The organism is Sorangium sp. So ce1504 (assembly GCF_051521635.1).
GTDB lineage: Bacteria > Myxococcota_A > Polyangia > Polyangiales > Polyangiaceae > Sorangium > Sorangium cellulosum_B.
In genome coordinates this window covers 12,820,747-12,841,671 of the sequence record NZ_CP150365.1, presented here as the reverse complement: position 1 = coordinate 12,841,671, position 20,925 = coordinate 12,820,747, and the positions used below count along the sequence as shown (strand labels likewise).

The window sequence follows — 20,925 nt, the reverse complement described above, 5'->3', positions numbered from 1 at the left end:
AAGAGACGCGGCGCGGGCAGCGGCGCGCACGCGGCGAGCAGCGCGCTCGCGGCGGCGAGCAGCGCGGCCCGGAAAACCCGCCTGCTCACGGCCCTGGCGCTCGGCGGAGGGCGGGTCGGCCCTTCAGAAAGACGCCGACGAGGACGCCGAGGTCGAAGAGCGCGCCACAGGCGCCCGCGGCCAGCGCGCCAGCGAGGATGGCCAGGTACTCGCGAAGACGGGAGGGCGAGGCGGGTGGGCTAGGCCGCACGACGCCCACGATACGACAAACGGAGGTGATCGCGGCAAGCATGCCGGGCGATTGATCTCGGCCGACAGAGCACTTCCCGCTCGGAAGCGCACGGTGGGCAGGCGACAAACGAGCAGAGTTATTCCAACACATTGGCGTGAGATCCGACATACAGGAGGCTCCGTTGCACGCTGCTCTTCGGGCGCGGCCCGCCGACGAGGCGAGCGCGGTGCGCCATGGAAGGTGAACGCGATGAAAGGGAGCGGCAGATGATCCTGGTGACCGGAGCGACAGGGAATGTTGGCGGTGCGGTGCTCGAGCAGCTCGTCGAGGCGGGCCAGCCGGTCCGCGCGCTCGTGCGCGATCCGGCGAGGCTGGGGGCGCTCGGCGGCGACATCGCCGTCGTGAAGGGCGATCTCTCGAAGCCCGAGACGCTCGACGCCGCGTGCGCGGGCGCGGACAGGGCGTTCCTGGTCTGCGCGGGCGGCGACCTGCCGAACCTCGCCGGCAACGCGGCCGACGCGGCGAAGAGGGCGGGCGTGAAGCACATCGTGCTGCTCTCGTCGTCGAGCGTCGCCCGCGCGCCCGACGTCCAGATCGCCCGCTGGCACCGCGAGGCCGAGGCGAGGGTCAAGGCGTCGGGCGTCGCCTGGACGATGCTCCGGCCGGGAGGGTTCGCCTCGAACACGCTCCGGTGGGCCGCGTCCATCAAGGCGCAGGGCGCGGTGTTCCAGCCCCTGGGCGACGCCAGAACGAGACCCATCGACGAGCGCGACATCGCGGCGGTCGCGGTGAAGGCGCTGACCTCGCCGGGGCACGAAGGCAAGGAGTACGAGCTCACCGGGCCGGAGGCGCTGAGCGCAGCGGAGCAGGTGGCGAAGATCGGCGCCGCGATCGGCAGACCGCTCAGGTACGTCGACGTGAGCGAGGACGCCGCCCGCGAGGCGATGGTGAAGGCGAGGCTCCCCGAGGGCTTCATCCGCGCCTTGCTCGAGGCGTTCGCGTTGATCAGGTCCGGGAAGGGAGAGGAGCCGTCGTCCGCCGTCGAGCAGCTCCTCGGGCGCAGGGCGCGGACGTTCGACGAATGGCTGGAACGCCACGTGAAAGCGTTCCAGTAGGGCGCGGCGGCAGATCGCCAAGGAGGAAAGAGCATGGCATCGAGAGCGATCAGGATCCTCGTCATCGGCAAGAGGGCCGATATCCTCGAGCGGAGCGTGGCAGCGCTGAACAAGCAGGGGCACTCGGCTGTCGGCACGTTGAGCGCGTCGCCGGACACGGAGTTCCACGCCGGCGACTTCGACCTCATCACGCTCGGCGGCGGCGTGGACGGCGCCACCCGGGCGCGCCTCCACGCGCGCTTCAAGGAGCAGAACAAGGACGTGATGGTGCTGGACGTGTACGCCCCGATCGCCAGCCAGCAGATCGCCTGGGCGCTCAGGAGATCTTCCGTCGAGGGCGAGCTCGGGAGCGCCTTCTCGGTGACGGAGGCCAATGACACCTTCGTCGCGCGCGCGACGATCGAGCGCGCCTGCACGCTGCGCCTCGACATCTACAGCTACCCCGGCGGCGCCCTGGAGCCGGAGGTCGCGCGCATCGTCGACACCTCCGTCCCCCAGGGAACACACGAGCTCAGGATCGAGAAGCAGCTCGCGCGTGACGGGTTCATGGCGGTGCTGACCTTGAACGGCGAGGAGCACCACCTGCACCGCCTGCAGCAGCACCCGGGTTGAGCCTCCCCGGCCGCTTCGCGCCACGAAGCCGCGATCGCTACGCCTTGGCGCGGCGCTCGATCGCCTCGAGCGCCATCCGGGCCGTGTCGCACACGCGGTAAATGTTGGTGCGGGTGCCGGTCGCGGTGCGCTCGAACGGCTTGGTCTCGTCCTCGAGCAGCCGCTCGAGCGCCGGCCGCACCCGCGCGTCGCCGAGCTCACCCAGCGTGCGCGCGGCGTCCTGGCGCACGAACGGATCGGCGTGCCGCGTCAGCTCGGCCAGCGCATCGAAGCCCGCGGCGCGATCCTGCCGCACGAGCGCCCGGCACGCGCTCAGCCGGTGAGAGGGCTCCTCGCCGAGCGCGAACGCCCGCAGCCGCTCCACGAGCTCCGGCGCGTCCACGTGCGCGAGCACCTGCAGGCCGTGCATCGCCACGCGCGGCTCGGCGCGGTCGAGCATCGCCGTCGCGGCGGCGGCGAACACCGCCGCGTCCGCCGGCGACACGCCCCGGCCGGCCATCGCCGCGAGGCGCCGGCCCGCATCCGCCGCCACGCCCTGCCGCGCATCGCCCAGGCGCGGCAGGAGATCGGCCAGCGTCATCACCTTCGCGTCATCCAGGGCGCTGAGGGCCGCCGCTGCGATCGAGCCGTCGGCGTCGTCGAGCATGGCGCGGGCATCGGGGGCCCAGCGCGCCGTATCGCCCTTGCACACGCAATCCAGGGCCGCCCGGCGCGGCCCCGGCTCCGGATCACGCAAGAACGGCCGCGCCCGCGCCCCCGCATCGCCGTCGAAGTCCCCGAGCACATGGAGCGCCCCCTCCCGGACGCGAGCATCGGGGTGATCGAGCCGCGCGATCACCCGATCGAGCGTGCCCTCGCCGATCCGCGGTAGTCGCCTCATTGCCACCAGCGCATCCGCGATGCGCTCGCCCCGGCGCAGCGCATCGGCCAGCTCGGGCTCAAAGCCCGGCATGCTGGTGCCAAACCAATGGATCTTGCACCCGGCCAGGAGCTCGTCGAGCCACCGCTCGTACCAGTCGAGGAAGCCCGCGTTCTCCGGGAAGTACGGGCGCCCGCCGTCGAGGTCGATGTACACGACCCGCCCGCGCGCAGGCCCGGTGACCACGAGCTGCGTGTAGTAGCTGCAGCCCTGCGAGCCGAGGCTCAGCGTGCCCCACAGCGCGCGGTCCATCGCCTCCTCCTCGCCGGGCAAGAGCGCCTCGAGCCAGCCCTCGCCCGGAGGCAGCGTGTCGGGGTGCAGCGGACACTCGGCGTCGAGGTCGTCGAGCGCCTCGTACCGCGCGTCGTCCCATTTTGCGAGCGTCATGAGCCCGTAGAACGGCCCGGCCCCGCCGTGCCCCGCGTGCAGGAGAAACGCACGGTAGTCCTCGGGCAACCGCACCCGCCGCGCGGCCTCAAAGGCGGCGACCTCGGCCTCGGCGGCCGGCGGCCGCAGCTCGAAGCGATGGGCGTCGCTGCCGAAGCACTTGAGCCCCCGCTCACGAACGGCGGCCAGCTTGGCGATGATCGCGTCGAGGCGCTCGCGCATGGTCCCACGCTAGCACCCGCGCGCGGGCACTGTCGTGCGCCGCCGGAGCGCGGCGCCACGCACTCGTCCAGGTGGCTGTCCGACCGCCACGTCGCTGCGAGCGCACAGGGGTCGGGACGCAGCAGGCCGTCATGGGCCCCGGCCATCGTGGGGACGTAGCACCTGCATTGGCAGCGGAGAACCATTTTCATGCCTTCTTGCGCCCTTGCATTGAAATTCTCCTCCTCGCCGCCAGGCAGATCCCCGGCGCGCTCAACGTGCACGGGAACGAGCGGTCGCCCGGTGCAGGCGCTCGACCAGGTGGATCTCGAGCAATTCTACGGATATCTCTTCTCCCAATGGTCGAGATGACACAGGGCGGCCGGCACAGGTTGACACCACGGTCATGCGCGACACGCGCTGGGACCCACAAGGACCTCGCGGTGCTCGGGCGAGTCGCGGTCGGCACGGCGTCTGCATACCGGCGCGGTCCCTGCAAATGCCCGCGCGGAGCTGACCCGCGTCGGGTCGCTCGAGGAGGAACTTCGATGCCTTATTCTCGTTTCACCGCGTTGACTCTCGCCGTCATGGGAGGCCTTGGCGCTCTCGGTATCTCCCGTCCAAGCTCTGCCTGCACGCCTGTGCCGGACGGGCGCTATTTGTCCGGGGTGTTTGGCGTCGTGCCGATCGACGGGGTCATCGTGGCCCGGGTCAGCTGCTACTCCAACTGTCCGGAGAGCGCCCCCGTGCTTCTGGTGAAGGACAAGGACACGGGCGAGGCCATCAGCGGCACCCAGGAGGAGGTCGCCGACGTCGCCGTCGGCGAGCGCGAGAGCGTGCTCGCCTTTCGCCCCGCGGCCCCGCTCGTCGACGGCCACACCTACCAGGTCGAGATCGAGGGTCAGGACCTCAGCGCCGGCATCTCGGAGATCTACGCCAGCACCGCTGTCGACATGGACGTGGGCGCCATCCCTGTCCAGAGCCACGTCATCGTGCAAGAGCGCTGGCACGGCAAGATGAGCTGCTGCACCGTCGATCAGCTCCCGGGGACCTGCGGTCCGGAAGAGCGCTGCGTGGCGGAGGAAATGGAGCGTTATGTCACCGTCTTCCTCACTGTGAGCGGGGGAGTCGACGCCGGCGAGAGCCAGTACGTGCAAGTCGTCACCTTCTCGAGCCCGGACGGGGAGGAGCTCGGCAAGAAAACGGTCTGGAATGAGTCCCCGAGCCAGACGTACGACGTCGCGGCCACGGAGTACTGCTACCAGCTCACGTACAGGAACCTCATCGACGGCACGACCGTCGAGAAAGAGCGCACCTGCGTTCCGCACGGCGACGCGGGCGAGACGGCCGTCTTCCCGGCCGACCCGGCGCAGATCGCCGCGAACATCGCGGCGTGCTCTTCTCCGCCCCAGGGCTTCGAGGAGGCCTGGTGCAGCGCGAGGGCGGCGTTCTGCGAGGAGGCCCCCCACCTCTGCGCCGACAACGACGTGAGCTCCTGCGAGGCCCCCGATACGGGTGCCGGCGGCTCGGGGGGATCCGGGGCGGGTGGTGGCGGTGACTCTCCGGAGGACCCGGATGGCGATCACGTCAGCGTCGGCTGCTCGGTCGGCGCGGGCAGCGGCGCTTCGTCCGGCTGGGCGTTGCCCGCGATCGGGCTCGCTCTGTCCCTCGCGAGCCGCGCGCGGCGGCGTCGCGACCGCCGCTGAACGGACCAACCGCGCCGTCGCAATCGGCCCGGCGCGGCGCGAAGCCGCCCGATCCGGCGGCGTTACCTGGCCAGATCCGCGCGCAGCGCGTCCGGGCGCTCGCGGATGGTGTCGAGCAAGCTCTGGAAGCCCCGCTCGAACTCTCTCTGGGAGTATTCCTTGCGCGGGTCGGCGGCGACCTGCTCGCGGATCTGCTCGTAGTAGCTGTTGGCGAGCCCTTCGAGGTCGGCGCTCTCGTACGCCTCGATGATGCTCTCCACCGCGCCGCGATAGGCGGTCACGCAGCTTGGGCTCTCCAGGCAGCGCCGGAAGATGAGCCCCGTCGAGATCGCGCCGTTCGCGAGGTCCCCCTGGCGCGCGAGCTCGAACAGGGCGATGTGGGGCTTGCCCGAGTCGCGGAAGGGCTTCATCGAGAGGTCCATCCCCCACGGCAAGAAGACGAACTTCCCGGAGGCGGGGTCGTTGTAGATACGAAAGTTGTTCGGATAAAAGACCGTGTAGGCGTACATGTCCCACTGGTTCACCGCAGCCTCGGCCGCGGTGAAGCGCAGGAAGTGATCGGTGTCGAGCGAGCCGCCGATGTCCTCGAGGAACGTCGCGCGCTTCGCCGTGTCCACGGCGGCGATCAGCGCAGCGAGGTCCGTGCGGTCGTTCGCGGCCTCGTTGGTCTCGAGATCGAACTCCGCTTCGGCGCCCGGCACGAAGTCGACCTGCCCTTCCTCGTACAGGTTTCCGTCGTTGCTCGCGAACCAGCGCGAGAGAAAGGTCGTGTCCTCGGCTTCGACGTTCGCATACACGCCGTAGAACTCACCGTTGACAACCACGAGCGCGCTGTTGCAGCGCGGGGCGGGCAAGCCGGCGTGGCGGAAGAGGTCGTACGCCAGGCGCTCCGCGAGGAAAGACGGATCTTCGACCATGTTGTTGAGCGTCATGCGCTCGAGGCCGAGGAAGGTCTGGTCGTCCACGAACTCGTCGAACTTGAGCTTGAACGGCGCCTTCTCGTCGAGGCCGCGGAAGCTGCCTTCGCCCTTGATGCGCAGCCCGATGTTCGAAACGGTGACCGCCCCGTAGCGCAGCGTGGCCGAGACGTACTCGTCCTGGAGCGGATCGTCCGGGCCCGACACCTGCTGCAGGGCTTGAACCGACTCCGGGGGTAATTCGATGTCGAAGCGCGGCAGGTTGGTGCGGTCGTAGATCTCGGCGCTGAGATCAGGACCGCCTCCTGCTCCGCCCGACCCGTGCCCACCCGCCCCCGTCTGGCCCGTCCCGACGCCGGCCCCTCCGCTCGAGCCCGCCTGGCCCCCGCTGCCGCCCGTCGTCCCGCTGTCGCTGGCGCCAGCGCCGGCTCCGCTGCTCCCCTCTCCCGCTCCGGCCGCTCCGGGTCCCGCGGGCTCGGAGCAAGCGACGACAAGGCCGCACAGGGCCGACGCTAGCAGTGCTGTCGACTCACAGCCGACGAAGGTCTCGATGCGCATGACGACACATCCAGGGCGAAGACAAAGGAAACCGTTCGTGAAATGTGTTCGCTCACATGGTCGATGTCAATTCCAATCGGCCCGGCCGCGGGGCTCCTCGGGGGCGCCGCGTCGAGAGGGGGTTCCCTCGTTGCATGGCGTGCGGGAGCTGCCGATCGCCGAAGAGCACGGACAGGGGTTCCGGGCTATGGTGCGCGACGCCCGCGCGAGCGCTCATGACGACCACCACCACCACCGCCTCAGCACCGATGAGCCCCGGCGCGCCCGCCCTTCGCCCTTACCAGCGCGCCGCCGTCGACGCCGTCCTCGCGGCCCGCAGGCGCGGCATCCGGCGCATGGTCGTGTGCCTCCCCACCGGCGCTGGCAAGACGGTCATCTTCTCCCATCTCGCCCGCCTCGCCAGGCGGCAGGTCCTCGTCCTCGCCCACCGCGAAGAGCTCCTCTTCCAGGCCAAGGACAAGATCGAGCGCGCCCTCGCCGGACAGGCCATGGTCGCCGTCGAGCAGGGCGAGCTCCGCGCCCCGGCGGACGCGCGCGTCATCGTCTGTTCCATACGCTCCCTCCACGAGAAGCGGCTCGAGCAGGTCACCGGCGGCCGCGATATCGGCCTCGTGATCTACGACGAATGCCACCACGCCCCCGCCGACGACAACCGCCGCGTCCTCCGCCAGCTCGGCGCCTTCGACCCCGCGTGGACAGGCACCCTGCTCGGGTTCACCGCCACGACGGCCCGCGGCGACGGCAAAGGGCTCGACGATGTCTTCGAGGCGATCGTCTACAGCCGCTCCCTCACCGAGATGATCGCGGACGGCTACCTCGCCCCCCTCACCGGCTACCGCGTCGCCACCGCCACCGACCTCTCCCCCCTCGACGCCGGCGGCCTCGACTTCTCCACGGACGAGCTCGAGGAGGCCGTGGACCTGGAGGAGCGCAACGCGCTCGTCGCCCGCTCCATTCAAGAGCTCGCCCGCGACCGCCGCACCATCGCCTTCTGCGTCACGGTCGCGCACGCCAGGAACCTCTCGAAGGCGCTCAACCACCTCGGCGTCCGATCCGCCTATGTCCACGGCGACATGCCCTCCGACCTCCGCGGCCGGATCCTCGCCGATTTCCGGGAAGAGCGCGTCCAGGTCCTCACCAACGTCGCTGTCCTCACCGAGGGCTTCGACGACCCTGGCGTCTCTTGCATCGCGATGGCCCGCCCCACCCGCTCGGATGGGCTCTATGCCCAGTGCGTCGGGCGCGGCACGCGCCTCCATCCAGGCAAGAAGGATTGCCTCATCCTCGATTTCGTCGACCTCTCCTCGCTCCAGCTGTGCACGCTGCCCTCGCTCTTCGGCATGCCCCGCGACCTCGACCTCGAGGGCAGGGACGCCTCGGAGGCGAGCCGCTTCTTTCGGCAGGTGACCTTCGACTACCCCGGGTTCGAGGTCGAGGCGGGCCGCATCACGCTGCGCGAGATCCAGGAGCGCGCCGCGCACTTCGATCCGCTGAGCCTCCGCGTCGACCCCGAGGTGATGGCCATCTCGCGCAATGCGTGGGCCTCTCTCGGCCGCTTCGGCCTCGCGCTCCATTACGAGAGGAAGCCCGGCGCGATCAGCGAGGTCGTCGTCCTCGCCCGCGGCGGTCGGGGAAAGCGGTGGCACGTCCTGCTGGATGGCAAGCTGGTCGAGCGCTTCTCCACCCTCGAAGAGGCGGTGGCCGCGGTCGATTACGAGGTCGCGCGCCGCGGCCCCGCGGCCGGGGCCTCGGCGCGCCACGACGCGGCATGGCGCAGGGCAAAGGCCCCTGTGCCCCTGCCGGCCGAGCCCCCGAGGGGTTATCCCCCGCCGAGCACCATGGAACAGGTGATGATCCTCGCGGTGTGGGCGAGGGTCACCGCGCCGCGCGAGGAGCGCTGACCAGGAGCTGCATCGCGACGCCAAGATTCCCTCCTCGCCGTCGCGTTCCCGGCCCTCGTCGCCAGCGCCTCGCCCCATTTCCGCCTCGGCCTTTCAACGCCCGACGGCATGACGTAGCATGCGGTCATGTCATTCGGCATGAACGTCCTCCGGAAGCTCATCGAGCTCGCCCACGAGCGCGTCAGCAAGGACGAGTCCGTCCTGAGAAAGAAGCTTCGTGATCACTTCGAGCTGGACCCCGCGGCGCTTCCCATCGTGGAGGCGAGCTTTCCGGAGTACGACCGTCCGAACGTCCAGGTCGCGCTCGACGCGATGCTGGGAGAGGGGGGACGATCGCACGCGCTCCTCGGGCTCATCGGACGCGACTCCTACAACCGCATTCGGCTCGGGCAGCTCGCCACCGCGACGGAGTCGGGCCTGTTCGAGGGTGGTCCCACCATCGGCCCCGTCGAATACAAGACCGTCGATCTCGATGCAGGCCAGAAGGTCTCATGCCTGCGATGCGGCCTTCTCCTCGTACACACCCCCGAACGCCTCGCCGTGCTCGTCAGCGGCAGCGAGAGACCATGGGACGGTGGCCTCACGGTGAGCGTCATGGCGCCGGAGCGCGAAGCGGGAGAGCGCTTCCTCGCAATGCTCCGCCGGACGATGCTCGAACGCAACGTCTACCGCGGCAAGGTGGTGTCGCTCGACCAGGTGGACCGCAGCACCATCGAGGTGAGCTTCCGTCCGTTGCGAGAGGTCGGAGCAGGGGACCTCATCCTGCCGGGAGACCTGCTCCGGCGCATCGAGCGCTCCACGATTCGCATTTCAGAGCACGCGCGCCCCCTCCTCTCCGCTGGCCGGCACCTGAAGCGCGGCGTTCTGCTGCACGGGCCTCCGGGGACCGGGAAGACGCTCACAGCCATGTATCTCGCGAGCCGCATGGAGGGGCGGACGGTCATCTTGCTGACGGGCCGTTCCCAGGGCCTCATCCGGCAATCGTGCGCCATGGCGCGCTTCCTCCAACCCGCCACCGTGGTGCTCGAGGACGTGGATCTCGTCGCGGAAGATCGCACGCGGCCAGACCAGTCGTGCAATGGGGTGCTCTTCGAGCTCCTGAACGAGATGGATGGCCTCGGGGAAGACGCTGACGTCCTGTTCCTCCTGACCACGAACCGTCCGGATATCCTGGAGCCCGCGCTTGCATCTCGACCGGGCCGCGTCGATCTCGCCATCGAGGTGCCGCTGCCGGATGGCGAGGGCCGCCGCAGGATGTTCGAGCTCTACGGACGCGGGCTGACGCTCAAGGGGGTCGATCTGCCCCGGTGGATCGCGCGCACCGAGGGGGCGAGCGGCGCCTTCATCCGCGAGCTGCTTCGCAAGGCGGCGGTCTTCGCCGCTGAAGAGGGGCAGGAGATCGTGGTGGACGATCGGCACCTCGACGACGCGATCCGGGAGCTCGTGCTGTGCGGAGGCGGTCTCACGAAGAGCCTGCTCGCGGCGCAGAAGATGATCGAAGGAGGGTGATCGCCCAGCCATCGCCATGGGCACGGCCGCTCGCAGCTCGCGATGATGACCGACAGCTACCTGGCGAAGGAACTCGGGCCGCGGGCGCTCAAGATCCCCTCTTTGCGGTCGCCTTCTCGCCCCTCTTCGCTGCCGCCTTCTTCGCTGGCGCCTTCTTCGCCGGCGCCTTCTTCGCCGGCGCCTTCTTCACCGCCTTCTTCGCCGGTGCCTTCTTCGCCGCCGCCCTCTTCGCCGGCGCCTCGCCCCGCTTCCGCCGCTCTCCCGGCACCTTCCCGATGCGCGGATCGCCCGCCTCGATGAGCGCGCAGGCCCGCAGCGCGGCTTCCTCGAAATCGGGCGCCTCCGCCGGGAGCACCTGCCAGCCCGTCACCCCGCTCCCGAGCACCTCGATGCTTCGCATGCTCGGAAACTCAGGGCGCAGGGCCGCGTGGTGCTCCTCCGTCGTGGCGAGCCAGACGCCGTTGTCCTGCGCGGGCGCGGGCTTGTCGCGCAGGATGAGGACGATCTTGTCCTCCACATAGACCGCCAGGCAGCCGAACATCGGCCGCGTCTCGGGCCCGAGCGGGGCGAGCGCGTCGAGCACGAACTCGTGCGGTACCGGCTTGCGCTTCCTCGCGGCGAACACGTCGTCCGCCGGCGCGACTCGGCTGCTCCCGCTGCGCTTGATCATGGCGACCAGGATAGACGAAGCGGCGGCCGAACGCACCGCCAGGCCGGCGCCCGCACGACGCCCCGAGGATACCCGAGGGCTCGAGCCCCGCCGAGCGGACCGCGACGCGACAGCCCGGCGATGATCCAGCCGCGGTGAGGATCGGGTCGGACCGGACGGGGTTGACACCTGCCCCCGCCCGGTGACACTCCACCGGTGGAACATCGGACGGCCTTGATCTCGGGGGCGAGCATCGCCGGTCCCGCGCTCGCCTTCTGGCTTGCGCGCTACGGATTCCGACCCGTCGTCGTGGAACGCGCCGACGCACTCCGGCTCGGCGGGCAGAACATCGACGTCCAGGGCGCGGCGCGGAAGGTTGTGCGCCGCATGGGCATCGAGGGCGACATCCGAGCCGCCACGACGGGGGAGCTGGGACTCCGCTTCGTCGACGAGCACGACGTGACCAGGGCCGAGTTCCCCGCGGAGAGCTCGGACACCGGTGGGTTTACCAAGGAGCTCGAGATCCTCCGCGGTGACCTCGCCAGGATTCTCTACGACCGCACCCGAGACACGACGGAGTATGTTTTTGGTGACCAGATCACGGGCCTCCGGGACCACGGCGACCGGGTGACTGTCTCCTTCGAGCATGGCGCGGCGCGCGAGTTCGAACTCGTGGTCGCTGCCGATGGCATCCGCTCGCGAACCCGTACGCTCATCGTCGGCGATGAGCCGAGGATTCGCCCGCTCGACCTGTATGCCAGCTACTTCACGATTCCCCGCGGAGCATCCGACAGCGCCTGGGCTCGCTGGTATCACGCCCCCGGCGGGCGATCGATACTCCTGCGTCCAGACAATACGGGTACCACCCGGGCGTCGCTCTGGTTCCTGTCGCCCCCACGCGGCTATGAAAGGCTGAGCGTCGCGGAGCAGAAGGCGGTCATCGCGCGCGTCTATGCCGGCACCGGCTGGGAGTCGCCGCGGGTGCTCGCGGCGCTGGCAGACTCCGAGGACGTCTATTTCGACGCGGTCAGCCAGGTCATGGCGCCACGCTGGTCACACGGTCGCGCCGCGCTCGTGGGTGACGCTGCGTATTGCCCGTCGCCGGTCAGCGGGATGGGCGCGAGCCTCTCTCTCGTCGGCGCTTACGTGCTCGCGGGAGAGCTGTCGCGGCACGCCAGCCATCGAGACGCCTTCGTGGCCTATGAGAAGCTCATGCGCCCCTATATCGACCTGGCCCAGAAGCTCCCGCCAGGCGTCCCCTGGATCGCGCACCCGAAGTCGAGGCTCGGGATTTCGCTCCTCCACCGGGTCCTCTGGCTCGCTTCCACTCCCCTGTTGCAACGCCGCGAGGGGTGGTTCGGCTCCTCCGCGGCCGACAAGATCGAGCTCCCCGAGTACTCGAATGGAGGCTGACAGCCGCATGACCCTGGCGGCGCTCGGGGACCACCAGGGTGATGAAGTCGGTGAGCCCGCCGGGCAGGTGGGCGGCATCACGTTGAAGCCGTCGGCGGCGTCGTTCAACAGCCACTCTTCCGTCAGGTCGGCGATCGTCTCCGGGGTGCCCACGAGCTGCTTGTGCCCGCGTGCCCCGGCGATCCGGAGATAGAGCTGGCGGATGGTGAGGTCCTCGCGCCGGGCGAGTTCCAGGAGCAGGGCCTGACGGCTCTTGCCGCCGTTGCTGGCGGGGAGCTCCGGTATCGGCCCGTCGACAGGGTACTTCGAGAGGTCGAATCCCCCGATCATCCCCGACAGCAGCGCGAGCCCCACGGTCGGATGGACCAGGTCCTGGAGAGCGTCGAACTTCGCCTGCGCCTCGGCCTGGGTGCGCCCGACGACGGGGAAGAGGCCGGGCATGATCTTCAGGTGCTCGGGGCTGCGCCCGTACTTGGCCAGGCGTCCCTTCACGTCCGCATAGAAGGCCCGGGCGTCCGCGAGGGTCTGCTGGGCGGTGAAGATCACCTCCGCTGTGCGCGCCGCCAGCTCCTTGCCCGGCTCCGACGAGCCCACCTGCACGCGAACCGGGTACCCCTGCGGCGAGCGCGCCACGTTGAGTGGCGATGAGTCCGATATGCTCCGTGACCGACGAGAGGGCGGACAGGAGGATGATGGGCTCGAAGGGGACGTGGCTCTGGCGTCACGAGAGAGCGGCACGACGGGCGAGGCGCGACCAGGCCATGCTATCTCATGAGCGGAAACTTCAACGGAGGAATCAAGGCCACGAGCCGCAGCAATGGTTCTTCGGGCGAGCCATCGGGACACGCGGCGACGGGTGATTTCGAGCGCGCTCCAACCGCCGCGATCCGCATAGCGACTGTCCCATCCTACGGCCCGGCCGCATACGGTGTTTGGCGTACATAGCCCCGCGCCCCCCTCCTGGGGACGATCCTGAACACAAGCTTACCTCGGGGCAGGGCTGGCCCTCACTCCCCGACGTGAAGAGCCTCCGTGCTGGCGCAGACCGGAACTCCAGGTAATCTTCGTCGCTCGTGGTCGGGCGACCGGCGAAGTTTATGCCGATGGCGTACGCCGTGTCACCGCGCCAGTACGGAACATAACGCTCGAGGAAAAGGTCGAACGAAATGGATCTCCAGACTGAGCCAGGTGGCCTGAACCATCAGGCATGGCAAAACTTCTGTGCTCTGGTCCGCCGGGGCGCTGGCGTCTCGGACGAGGCGCAGGCCGACAGCAGCGACGTCCCGCCGCCTACCTGCGCGGACGCTGCGTTCCTGATGGGCCTCGTTGACCACCACCAGAGCAATATCATTCCGTTCTTGGTCGAGCGCTGCGGCATAGCAGGCAAGTCGGTGCTCGATTTCGGCTCCGGCACGGGCGGGCTCTCGCTCGCGATGATCGGGGCCGGCGCCGCTGCCGTCACGGGCGTCGAACCGAACCTCCTCAATCACGAGGCCAGCGACTGGCGCAGGCGCGCCCATCGCATGGACGGCCGCGTCCGCTTCCATTACGTACCGGACACCTCCCGGCTCCCATTCCGGAACGACAGCTTCGACATCTGCGTCTGCAACTCCGTCATGCAATACGTCCCCGATCGCCATCTGCGCCGGGTGTTGCTCACCGAGATGTACCGCGTGGTGAAGCCTGGCGGCAATATCATCGTCTCGGGCTCCGGCAATGGCATCTTCCCCTGCGGCCCCCACACCACCCGCTGGTGGTCCAACCTCGCGCCGGACCGCGCGGCGCGGCTCGGCCACAAGCGCGGCATCACCTTCTGGGAGGTCCAACGCACCCTCGCCCCTCTGGGCGCCACGCTCATCCCCCCTGCCGGCCGCGATGACCGCGCGCTCGCCCGCTGGCGCCAGCGCGTGCGCACGCGAGCCCTCGCGGGCCGGCGTGGCGGCGCTCATCAGCTCGTCTTCGCGGCGTATTCGTTATGCGAGGCTACCCTGTGCCGCTGGCTGGACACGCCCATCGAGGCCTTCCTGCCCTACGTCGAGATCGCACTCCGCAAGGATCCCCCTCGCACCGCCAGGGCAGCGTAGTACTACAGTTGTACTTACGGCGGCCGAGCACCACGGCGCCGGTAGTGACAGCTGCGCACCAGCGCCTGATGATGTCGCCGCTACCAGGACCAGCGCAGGACCGCGTCGGGATCGGCCGGCGCGGTCCACTGCAACGCGCCGCGCTTGGCGAGCGGCGAGCACGAGCTGTGCGCCATCAACGATGGCATCCGCTCAGGACGGCACTCTATCCGTCGCTGCCCGATATTGCGATGGCCCAGTGCCCGCATGGGCGACGAGAGCGACGACGTGGGAATGAGCCTCGGCGCGTGTGAAGTGGCGGCGGCGCGCCCCGGCTGGTCCTCGATGCGGGCCAGGGCGCGCCGTCGTCGGCTCAGGGAGCGAGCGCTGTCTTGTCGAGGTGCCCGAAGTCCCAGGCCACGGAGGAGCCTGGACCGTAGTCGACCCTCACCGGCTCCTGCGCGCCGAGGCGGTCGAAGGCGGCGCGCGGGAGCAGGAATTGAACGGTGTGGAGATCGCCGTTCGGATGGCGAGCCGCGGTGCTTCGCTCGGCGCCGACGGTGAGCACCAGGTTGGTGGCGCGGAGGTCGAAGAACTCGGCGCTGGTGAGCGTGAGCTCGACGGCGTCGGCCCCGCTGCGCCTCACGCTCTGGATGGCATTGCCCGCCGTGATCCGCCGCTGCTCGGGGAGGGTCGCGCCGGCGGCGCGCTCACGGGCGCTGGGCGGCGCCGCGCTCGACGCGACGGAGGCGAGCTGCCCCGAAGCCGCCAGGGCCTCGGTGGTGGCACGGGTGGCGCGGATGTTCGCCAGGTACAGGCTGTTTCCGTTGAGCGGGGTGGTGAAGGTCAGACGAACCCCGCGCACCGACGCGAGCGTGGCGCCGCTGAACGAGGACAGCGGAATGCGCGCGGTCGGCAGCGTGGTGCCGGCGCGCGGCGGTGGACCGAGCTCCAGGAATTCATCGATGGCGACGGCGCTCGACCGGGTATCGTCGGCGTTCACGAGCTCCACAAGGAACGACGCCTCGGTCGGGTCGGAGCCCCAGCCGCGGTCGGCGCGAAGATCGAGGGTGTCGTACCCCGTGAGATCGAAGCCCGTGCCGGCGGCGGACCAGTTCGACTGGAAGAACGTCGCGCTGCCCGCGGCCACGTCGTGGATCCAGGCGCCCGAGAGCGAAGGGTCGTGCCCGCTCAGGGCCGTGTGCTCCACCGAGAGGGTGCCGCCGGTGGTGTTCGGCAGGCCGTAGGAGCTCGTGCCCGTCGGATTGATGAAATCCTCGAGCAGCAGGCTGTCGGCGGCGTCTCCGCCCGGATGGTAGCCGCGGCGGACGCGGTACGGGACGTCCGGAAAGGGGAAGGCGGGGTCGAACAGGGCGTTCGCGGCCTCGTCGCGCTCCGCGCCCACATTGGCGGTGAAGAACTGAACGGCCGCCAGGCGACCCGTCTCGCGCTGCGCCGGCGAGCCGTACTCCAGCGGATCGAAGAGCTCCTCATGGTCGATGCAGCCCTGGATCCCGCCGCTGTTCCCGTCCGCGATCTGCCACTCGCTGTTGTAGTAATTGTGATTGGCGCCCCACACATGATAGAAGGACTTGGAGAGGGGCTCCGGCTCGGCGATGCTCATCATGCGATCGAACGGGCGCATCCCGGGCAGATCGCTCAGGTCCCAGTCGCAGGCCGGCAGGATCACGTTCCAGGCCGTCTGGTCAGCGTTCAGGTGCTGGCCGTTCTGGCCCTGATCGGTCGGACCGATCTCGAAGATCCCGCGGATGCCCACCGGGCTCTCTATCAGCGCAGGCCAGGGGCTGCCGCTCCGGCGGTACTCGTTGTAGGCGAACCGCACGGCCTCGCCGCCGCGCGAGTGCCCCAGCAGGCCCACCTGATCGAAATCGATGCGATCGAGCAGATCCACGCCGAGCTCCGGGGGCGTCGGCTCGGCGCCGCTGTCCCAGCGGCTCAGCCGCTCCAGGTGGCGGAGCAGCAGGCGTCCGCGTGGCCCGATGACGAACTCGTCGCTGGGCGAGCCCGACGCGGCATGGATACCCCGGTTCGTGTTGATGGACACCACGAAATAGCCGCGCGCGGCGAGGTCCTCGGCCATGTAGTCGTAGCCGCGATGGTTGGGGACGACGACATAGTTCGCCGGGCACGTCCCCGTCGTGGCATACTGGTTGTTGTTGTCCGTACGAGGATTCACGCCCGTGCCACACGTCGGGTGGTTCCCGTGCATGAACACGAGCAGCGGATACTGCCTGCCGGCCTCGAGGCTCGCCGGGCGGTAGAAGGACGCCCAGAGCTCGGTCGCGTAGTCAGGGCTGACCATCGCGTCGATCGCGGCCGGGAGCTTGTACTCCGCGATCGCCACGCCGCTGCCCATCGGCGGCAGGTCGCTGCTGACCGACAGCACGACCGGCTCGATTCCCTGGCTCGGGATGCTGGCGCAGAACCCGAACTGGCGGCTCTCCGACGGGGGGATCGCCGCATTGCTGCCTTGAGGCGTGACCGTGATCTGACCCGTGCTCCCGCTGAACGTGCCATCCCAGGACGAGAAGATGGCGCCCGGGCCGACGTCGAGCGCGACGCTCCACGTCCCCGTCGTGGCGCTCGGGTGCTGGTTGCTCACGACGATGTGCGCGCAGTACCCCTGAGCCCACTGCGAATCCATCACGCGATCCGCGCTGATCCCGTTCGCGCCCTGCAGCGCGGCCTGCGATGTGCCGACCGGCTCCGCCGAGCCGTCGCTGCATGCCGGCAGCAGCGCCAGCGCTGCTGCGGCCGCCCACATGTCCCATCTGCTCTGGAAGCTGAAGTTGTGCATAGATCTTACCCAAGTTGGTGATGAAGCGTCCTATCGTCGCGCCTCGTTCGGCAGGGCGACGAACCACCCCGTGCGCCACGCAGATCTGCTGACACTCGAACCGATCTAGCGTCCGGATTCATGGCCTGGCAAGCGCTGGGGATGACCCGATGCGCATGCGCGATGCCGTGATTCGGCGGTGATGCCGGGGCACACACCTGACGACGCACGCCGCGCGCTCGTACCGGCGCGGCGGGCGGTCGCTCTCGGTGTGACGAACGCTATTGGCAAACAAAGGAGCCTTGTCAAGCTCAGCAGTACGAAATCATTTCTCCCATCGCCGGACGGCCGATGACGGCGCATTGCATAGTCGCTTTTCGACGCCTGCGCCAGTAGGGTTCTTCCGGACTTCAGCACGGATCCTCATGCGCCTGGCGCACCACCCACCCTCGGCGACATGGCTCCACGTGCGAGGAGAACTCTCGTTGTTTAATTTCGAAAACTATCGTGTGAAGTAATGTAAAAAAGCATGAAGCTCATTGCGTCCGGGCGTCTGCCGGCGGCGCGACGCGCCGTGAAGGGGCGAGGCCGCGCCGGGGCTCGGCGCTCGCCCTCCCCGCACCTGTCCGTCGACCGGGTGCTCCGAGAGATCGAGCACTCCCGCACGGGCCCGTTGTCGCCTATGCTGCCGGAGCCATGGCGATCGGGGACATCAACCACGTGACCCTCGCGGTTCGAGCTCTCGACCGACGCCGGCGCAGTGAAGGCGCGCACCGGCGCGATCGCGACGATCAGGATCTGGAGGCAGCGATGAGCCGAAAGTCGATTCAGGTGAGCGTTCTGAGGCAGGTCGTGGCAAGCGCCGGCCAACACTTCTCTACCAATGACATTTCGGAGGACGACCGGATGCTCGCGGCCCACCCTGAGCTCGCGAGCCACAGCCACTATCACGCGTTCGTCGGCGGCGCGCTGAGCGATCACCACGTGGCGCTCGCCATTGTCGAGGTACAGAAGGGGACGTCGCGCGGATCACGCTGGCAGAAGCAGGGCTGAAGGAGAGGAGCACGTCGACTGTCGTGAGCCGTCACGCGCTCGGAGACGGGCGCGTCGCGGGCCAGAGTCGGACGAGGAGCGCGCTGGCCGCCGCCGACGAGGCGAGGGCCGTCACCGCCAGCCAGCCCCACCGGGCGAAGAGCACGCTGCCCAGCGCGGCGCCGGAGGCCATACCGACGAACATGCCGACGACGAGCACGGCATTGACACGGCTGCGCGCGCCGGGCTCGATGCCATAAACGATGGTCTGATGCGCCACCAGCGCGGCCTGGATGCCGAGGTCGAAGGCGACGGCGCTGGCGCCGAGCAGCCACAGCCGTCCATGCGCCGACAGCATGGGTGACAGCGCCATGGCGGCGAAGGCCACGAACGAAAGGGCGGCGCCCATGCGCGTCACCCGTTCGGGCCCGCTGCGGTCGGCGATGCGGCCGGCCAGGGGCGCCGCCACCGCGCCGGCCGCCCCGGCCAGGCCGAAGGCGCCCGCCACCGCGCTGCCGAGGTGGAACGGCGCGCCGTGCAACATCACGGCGAGCGTGGACCAGAACGCGCTGAACCCCACCGACAGCAGCCCCTGGGCCAGCGTCGCGCGGCGCAGGGCGCCGTGGCGCTTCCACAGCTCGGCCAGGGAGCCGAGCAGCGCGGCGTAGCTCAGCTGCGTGGTCGGCTCGAAGCGCGGCAGGCTGCGCCACATCGCCGCGCCGAGCAGGGCGATGCTGGCCGCGGCGGCGACGAACACCGCGCGCCAGCCGAAATTCTCCGCCACGAAGCCGCTGATCACGCGGGACAGCAGGATGCCCAGCAAGAGGCCGGTCATCACGGTGCCGACCACCTTGCCCCGATGCGCCTCCGGGGCCAGCGTCGCGGCGGCGGGCACGATGTCCTGCGCCAGGGTCGCGGCCAGGCCGGTGACCAGGCTGGCAACCAGCAGCGTGCCGATCGCGTGCGCGGCGCCGCCGAGCAGCAGCGCGGCCGCCAGCAGGGCAGCCTTGGCCAGGATGATGCGCCGCCGGTCGTAGCGGTCGCCGAGCGGCGCGAGCAGCAGGATGCCCAGCGCATAGCCCAGCTGCGTGAGCGTGGGCACGAGGCCGAGCGCGCGGTCGGAGGCGCCGATCTCGGCCCCCAGCACGCCGAGCATGGGCTGGCTGTAGTAGATCGAGGCGACGGCCAGGCCCGCGCCGGTGGCCAGCAGCAGCACCAGGGCGGCGGGCAGGGGCGGCGCGGACGCGGCGGGCAGCGGCTGGGTGGCGGGGGGTGTATGCGTCAACGGAATGGCGTGCATGGTACACCGAGGTTGGGAAGCATCGCTCCAGCGCTGTAGTGGCATGGAGCGCACGATGGTTATACCTTCGGCGTATGACCAGGCCGGCACCTCCTTCGCCCTCGTCGCTGGACGACATCGGCTTGCTGCAGACCTTCGTGAAGATCGTCGAGGCCGGCAGCCTGTCGGCGGCGGCCACCCTGCTGGGGACGACGCAGCCCACCGTGAGCCGGCGCTTGCAGGCGCTGGAGCGCTCGCTGGGCCTGCCGCTGCTGCAGCGCTCCACGCACACGATGAAGCTGACCGAGGACGGCGAACGGTGCTTCGAGCGCGCCAAGGCGCTGCTGGCCAGCCTGGAGGCGTTCGCGTCGGACATGCGAGGCGACCGCGACCAGCCCGACGGGACGCTCCGCGTGGTCGTGCCGCACGCGTTCGGCCAGCACCAGCTGGTCAAGCCGCTGGCCGACTACCTGCGCCGCTACCCGCGCGTCTCGGTCGAGTGGCTGCTGCACGACAGGCAGCCGAACTTCATCGCCGACGGCATCGACTGCGCGATCCTGGTCGGCGCGGTCGCCGATCCGGCCGTGGTGGCGATCCGCCTGACCGAGGTGCCGCGCATCGTGGCCGCCGCGCCCTCGGTGCTGGGCCGGGCCGCGCGGCCGGCTCATCCATCGGACCTGGCCGACATGCCCTGGCTGGCCTTGCGCACCTACTACCGCGACACGATCACGCTGACCCACGCGTCGGGCGGCGAGCGGGTCGAGCTCGCGATCCGCCCGCGCATGAGCACCGACAGCCTGTATGCCCTGCGCAGCGCCGCGCTGATGGGGCTGGGCGTCTGCGTGGCCTCGTCCTGGCTGTTGACTGACGACCTGGCGCAGCGGCGGCTGCTGCACCTCGCGCCGTCGTGGCAGGCGGATCCGCTGCCGGTCCACCTGGTGTATCCTCATGCCCGCTTCTATCCGGCCCGGCTGCGTCGCTTCATCGAGGTGATGCGGGAGTCCGTGCCGGCGGTGGTCGACGGCGCGGCGGCGCGGCGCGGCTGATCGATCGGTGCGTGCCCAGGCCCGAGCGTCGAGCAGGCTGCCCTCGCGCGTCGATCAGTCGCGGGTCTCTGCACGCGGCGACCTTGGAGCGACGGGTTGGCCATGGCCTCCGAGCAAAAGTCACCACCGGTGTATTCACCTGACACCGCCGAACAAGCCGATGAAACTGACCCGAACGAAGTAGAAGACACGCGGGAAGCCGGAGATAGGCCATGCGCCACGCTCGATCGCGACGCTCGGCCGACGAGCACGGATGCGATCTTGCCGTGCCGCACGGGCAGAGGTAACAGGTCCACCACGTCCTCTCCTTCGTCCCCGTCGAGCCCTGTCGTCGAGACACTCCTTTATGCCCTCATTGATCTCACTCTGGAGTCGCGTTCTTGCCGCTTTCGGCATTTACACGAGCACGGGAGACGTCGCGTTCGAGGAGGACCGAGTTATCCTGCGAAATCTCCATCGTGCGAAGGCGTTTCCGCAGGAGCCGAGAGAGCCAGGCCGCAGGGAGATAGCGGCATGCGAGCGGTGCGACAGGCCGCTCCGTCAGGTGGTGTTCACGACCGCGGGTCGTGGTGCTCAGGCCGAGATCTGG

15 protein-coding genes and 1 pseudogene are annotated in these 20,925 nt (G+C 69.6%); 9 read left to right on the top strand and 7 right to left on the bottom strand.

Features of this window, described 5'->3' with window-relative positions:
• Positions 1-85: 85 nt before the first annotated feature.
• Positions 86-250 (bottom strand): hypothetical protein, encoded by a 165-nt coding sequence (locus tag WMF39_RS48470; protein WP_437743222.1) that lies wholly within the window; start codon positions 248-250, stop codon positions 86-88.
• 248 nt (positions 251-498) lie between these two features.
• On the opposite strand from WMF39_RS48470, the gene WMF39_RS48465 reads away from it, so the two are divergent.
• Positions 499-1,347 (top strand): SDR family oxidoreductase, encoded by an 849-nt coding sequence (locus tag WMF39_RS48465; protein WP_437743221.1) that lies wholly within the window; start codon positions 499-501, stop codon positions 1,345-1,347.
• A gap of 33 nt (positions 1,348-1,380) precedes the next feature.
• Complete coding sequence (locus tag WMF39_RS48460; RefSeq protein ID WP_437743220.1) at positions 1,381-1,959, top strand: hypothetical protein; 579 nt, start codon at positions 1,381-1,383, stop codon at positions 1,957-1,959.
• A gap of 37 nt (positions 1,960-1,996) precedes the next feature.
• Here the strand turns inward: WMF39_RS48460 and WMF39_RS48455 are convergent, their stop codons facing one another.
• Complete coding sequence (locus WMF39_RS48455; protein ID WP_437743219.1) at positions 1,997-3,487, bottom strand: HEAT repeat domain-containing protein; 1,491 nt, start codon at positions 3,485-3,487, stop codon at positions 1,997-1,999.
• Between the two features lie 647 nt (positions 3,488-4,134).
• On the opposite strand from WMF39_RS48455, the gene WMF39_RS48450 reads away from it, so the two are divergent.
• Positions 4,135-5,172, top strand: coding sequence for a hypothetical protein (locus WMF39_RS48450; RefSeq protein ID WP_437743218.1), 1,038 nt, complete (start codon positions 4,135-4,137; stop codon positions 5,170-5,172).
• Between the two features lie 62 nt (positions 5,173-5,234).
• Here WMF39_RS48450 and WMF39_RS48445 read toward each other — a convergent pair whose 3' ends face one another.
• The gene (locus tag WMF39_RS48445; RefSeq protein WP_437743217.1) at positions 5,235-6,647 is read right to left on the bottom strand and encodes a CotH kinase family protein; all 1,413 of its coding nucleotides are present in this window, start codon (positions 6,645-6,647) and stop codon (positions 5,235-5,237) included.
• A gap of 215 nt (positions 6,648-6,862) precedes the next feature.
• Here WMF39_RS48445 and WMF39_RS48440 point away from each other — a divergent pair, with 215 nt between their 5' ends.
• Positions 6,863-8,548 (top strand): DEAD/DEAH box helicase, encoded by a 1,686-nt coding sequence (locus WMF39_RS48440; RefSeq protein WP_437743216.1) that lies wholly within the window; start codon positions 6,863-6,865, stop codon positions 8,546-8,548.
• Between the two features lie 126 nt (positions 8,549-8,674).
• Positions 8,675-10,057 carry an AAA family ATPase gene (locus tag WMF39_RS48435; protein ID WP_437743215.1) on the top strand — a complete coding sequence of 461 codons (1,383 nt, stop codon included), beginning with the start codon at positions 8,675-8,677 and terminating at the stop codon, positions 10,055-10,057.
• A gap of 88 nt (positions 10,058-10,145) precedes the next feature.
• On the opposite strand, the gene WMF39_RS48430 is transcribed toward WMF39_RS48435, so the two are convergent.
• Complete coding sequence (locus WMF39_RS48430) at positions 10,146-10,727, bottom strand: hypothetical protein (protein WP_437743214.1); 582 nt, start codon at positions 10,725-10,727, stop codon at positions 10,146-10,148.
• A gap of 195 nt (positions 10,728-10,922) precedes the next feature.
• On the opposite strand from WMF39_RS48430, the gene WMF39_RS48425 reads away from it, so the two are divergent.
• A complete protein-coding gene (locus WMF39_RS48425) occupies positions 10,923-12,119 on the top strand; it encodes an FAD-dependent monooxygenase (RefSeq protein ID WP_437743213.1) in 1,197 nt (398 codons plus the stop codon).
• A gap of 10 nt (positions 12,120-12,129) precedes the next feature.
• Here the strand turns inward: WMF39_RS48425 and WMF39_RS48420 are convergent.
• A pseudogene (locus tag WMF39_RS48420) lies at positions 12,130-12,764 on the bottom strand (LLM class flavin-dependent oxidoreductase); the annotation flags it as partial.
• Between the two features lie 521 nt (positions 12,765-13,285).
• On the opposite strand from WMF39_RS48420, the gene WMF39_RS48415 reads away from it, so the two are divergent.
• On the top strand, positions 13,286-14,203 hold the full coding sequence (locus tag WMF39_RS48415) for a class I SAM-dependent methyltransferase (protein ID WP_437743212.1): 918 nt from the start codon (positions 13,286-13,288) through the stop codon (positions 14,201-14,203).
• A gap of 352 nt (positions 14,204-14,555) precedes the next feature.
• Here WMF39_RS48415 and WMF39_RS48410 read toward each other — a convergent pair whose 3' ends face one another.
• Positions 14,556-17,000, bottom strand: a complete 2,445-nt coding sequence (locus WMF39_RS48410; RefSeq protein WP_437743211.1) for a cellulose binding domain-containing protein — start codon at positions 16,998-17,000, stop codon at positions 14,556-14,558.
• A 675-nt stretch (positions 17,001-17,675) separates the two neighbouring features.
• Here WMF39_RS48410 and WMF39_RS48405 point away from each other — a divergent pair.
• Positions 17,676-18,032, top strand: coding sequence for a hypothetical protein (locus WMF39_RS48405; protein ID WP_437743210.1), 357 nt, complete (start codon positions 17,676-17,678; stop codon positions 18,030-18,032).
• A 31-nt stretch (positions 18,033-18,063) separates the two neighbouring features.
• Here the strand turns inward: WMF39_RS48405 and WMF39_RS48400 are convergent, their stop codons facing one another.
• Positions 18,064-19,311, bottom strand: coding sequence for an MFS transporter (locus tag WMF39_RS48400; protein ID WP_437743209.1), 1,248 nt, complete (start codon positions 19,309-19,311; stop codon positions 18,064-18,066).
• Here WMF39_RS48400 and WMF39_RS48395 point away from each other — a divergent pair.
• On the top strand, positions 19,284-20,336 hold the full coding sequence (locus tag WMF39_RS48395) for a LysR family transcriptional regulator (protein ID WP_437743208.1): 1,053 nt from the start codon (positions 19,284-19,286) through the stop codon (positions 20,334-20,336). The two genes, WMF39_RS48400 and WMF39_RS48395, sit on opposite strands and share 28 nt — an antisense overlap.
• Positions 20,337-20,925 lie beyond the last annotated feature (589 nt).

What these genes read in the sequence shown, in the direction of transcription:
- WMF39_RS48415 (WP_437743212.1), top strand. Translation starts at nt 13,286, where the DNA reads ATGGATCTCCAGACTGAGCCAGGTGGCCTGAACCATCAGGCATGGCAA.
- WMF39_RS48465 (WP_437743221.1), top strand. Translation starts at nt 499, where the DNA reads ATGATCCTGGTGACCGGAGCGACAGGGAATGTTGGCGGTGCGGTGCTC.
- WMF39_RS48410 (WP_437743211.1), bottom strand. Translation starts at nt 17,000, where the DNA reads ATGCACAACTTCAGCTTCCAGAGCAGATGGGACATGTGGGCGGCCGCA.
- WMF39_RS48460 (WP_437743220.1), top strand. Translation starts at nt 1,381, where the DNA reads ATGGCATCGAGAGCGATCAGGATCCTCGTCATCGGCAAGAGGGCCGAT.
- WMF39_RS48445 (WP_437743217.1), bottom strand. Translation starts at nt 6,647, where the DNA reads ATGCGCATCGAGACCTTCGTCGGCTGTGAGTCGACAGCACTGCTAGCG.
- WMF39_RS48400 (WP_437743209.1), bottom strand. Translation starts at nt 19,311, where the DNA reads ATGCACGCCATTCCGTTGACGCATACACCCCCCGCCACCCAGCCGCTG.
- WMF39_RS48405 (WP_437743210.1), top strand. Translation starts at nt 17,676, where the DNA reads ATGGCGATCGGGGACATCAACCACGTGACCCTCGCGGTTCGAGCTCTC.
- WMF39_RS48455 (WP_437743219.1), bottom strand. Translation starts at nt 3,487, where the DNA reads ATGCGCGAGCGCCTCGACGCGATCATCGCCAAGCTGGCCGCCGTTCGT.
- WMF39_RS48435 (WP_437743215.1), top strand. Translation starts at nt 8,675, where the DNA reads ATGTCATTCGGCATGAACGTCCTCCGGAAGCTCATCGAGCTCGCCCAC.
- WMF39_RS48440 (WP_437743216.1), top strand. Translation starts at nt 6,863, where the DNA reads ATGACGACCACCACCACCACCGCCTCAGCACCGATGAGCCCCGGCGCG.
- WMF39_RS48430 (WP_437743214.1), bottom strand. Translation starts at nt 10,727, where the DNA reads ATGATCAAGCGCAGCGGGAGCAGCCGAGTCGCGCCGGCGGACGACGTG.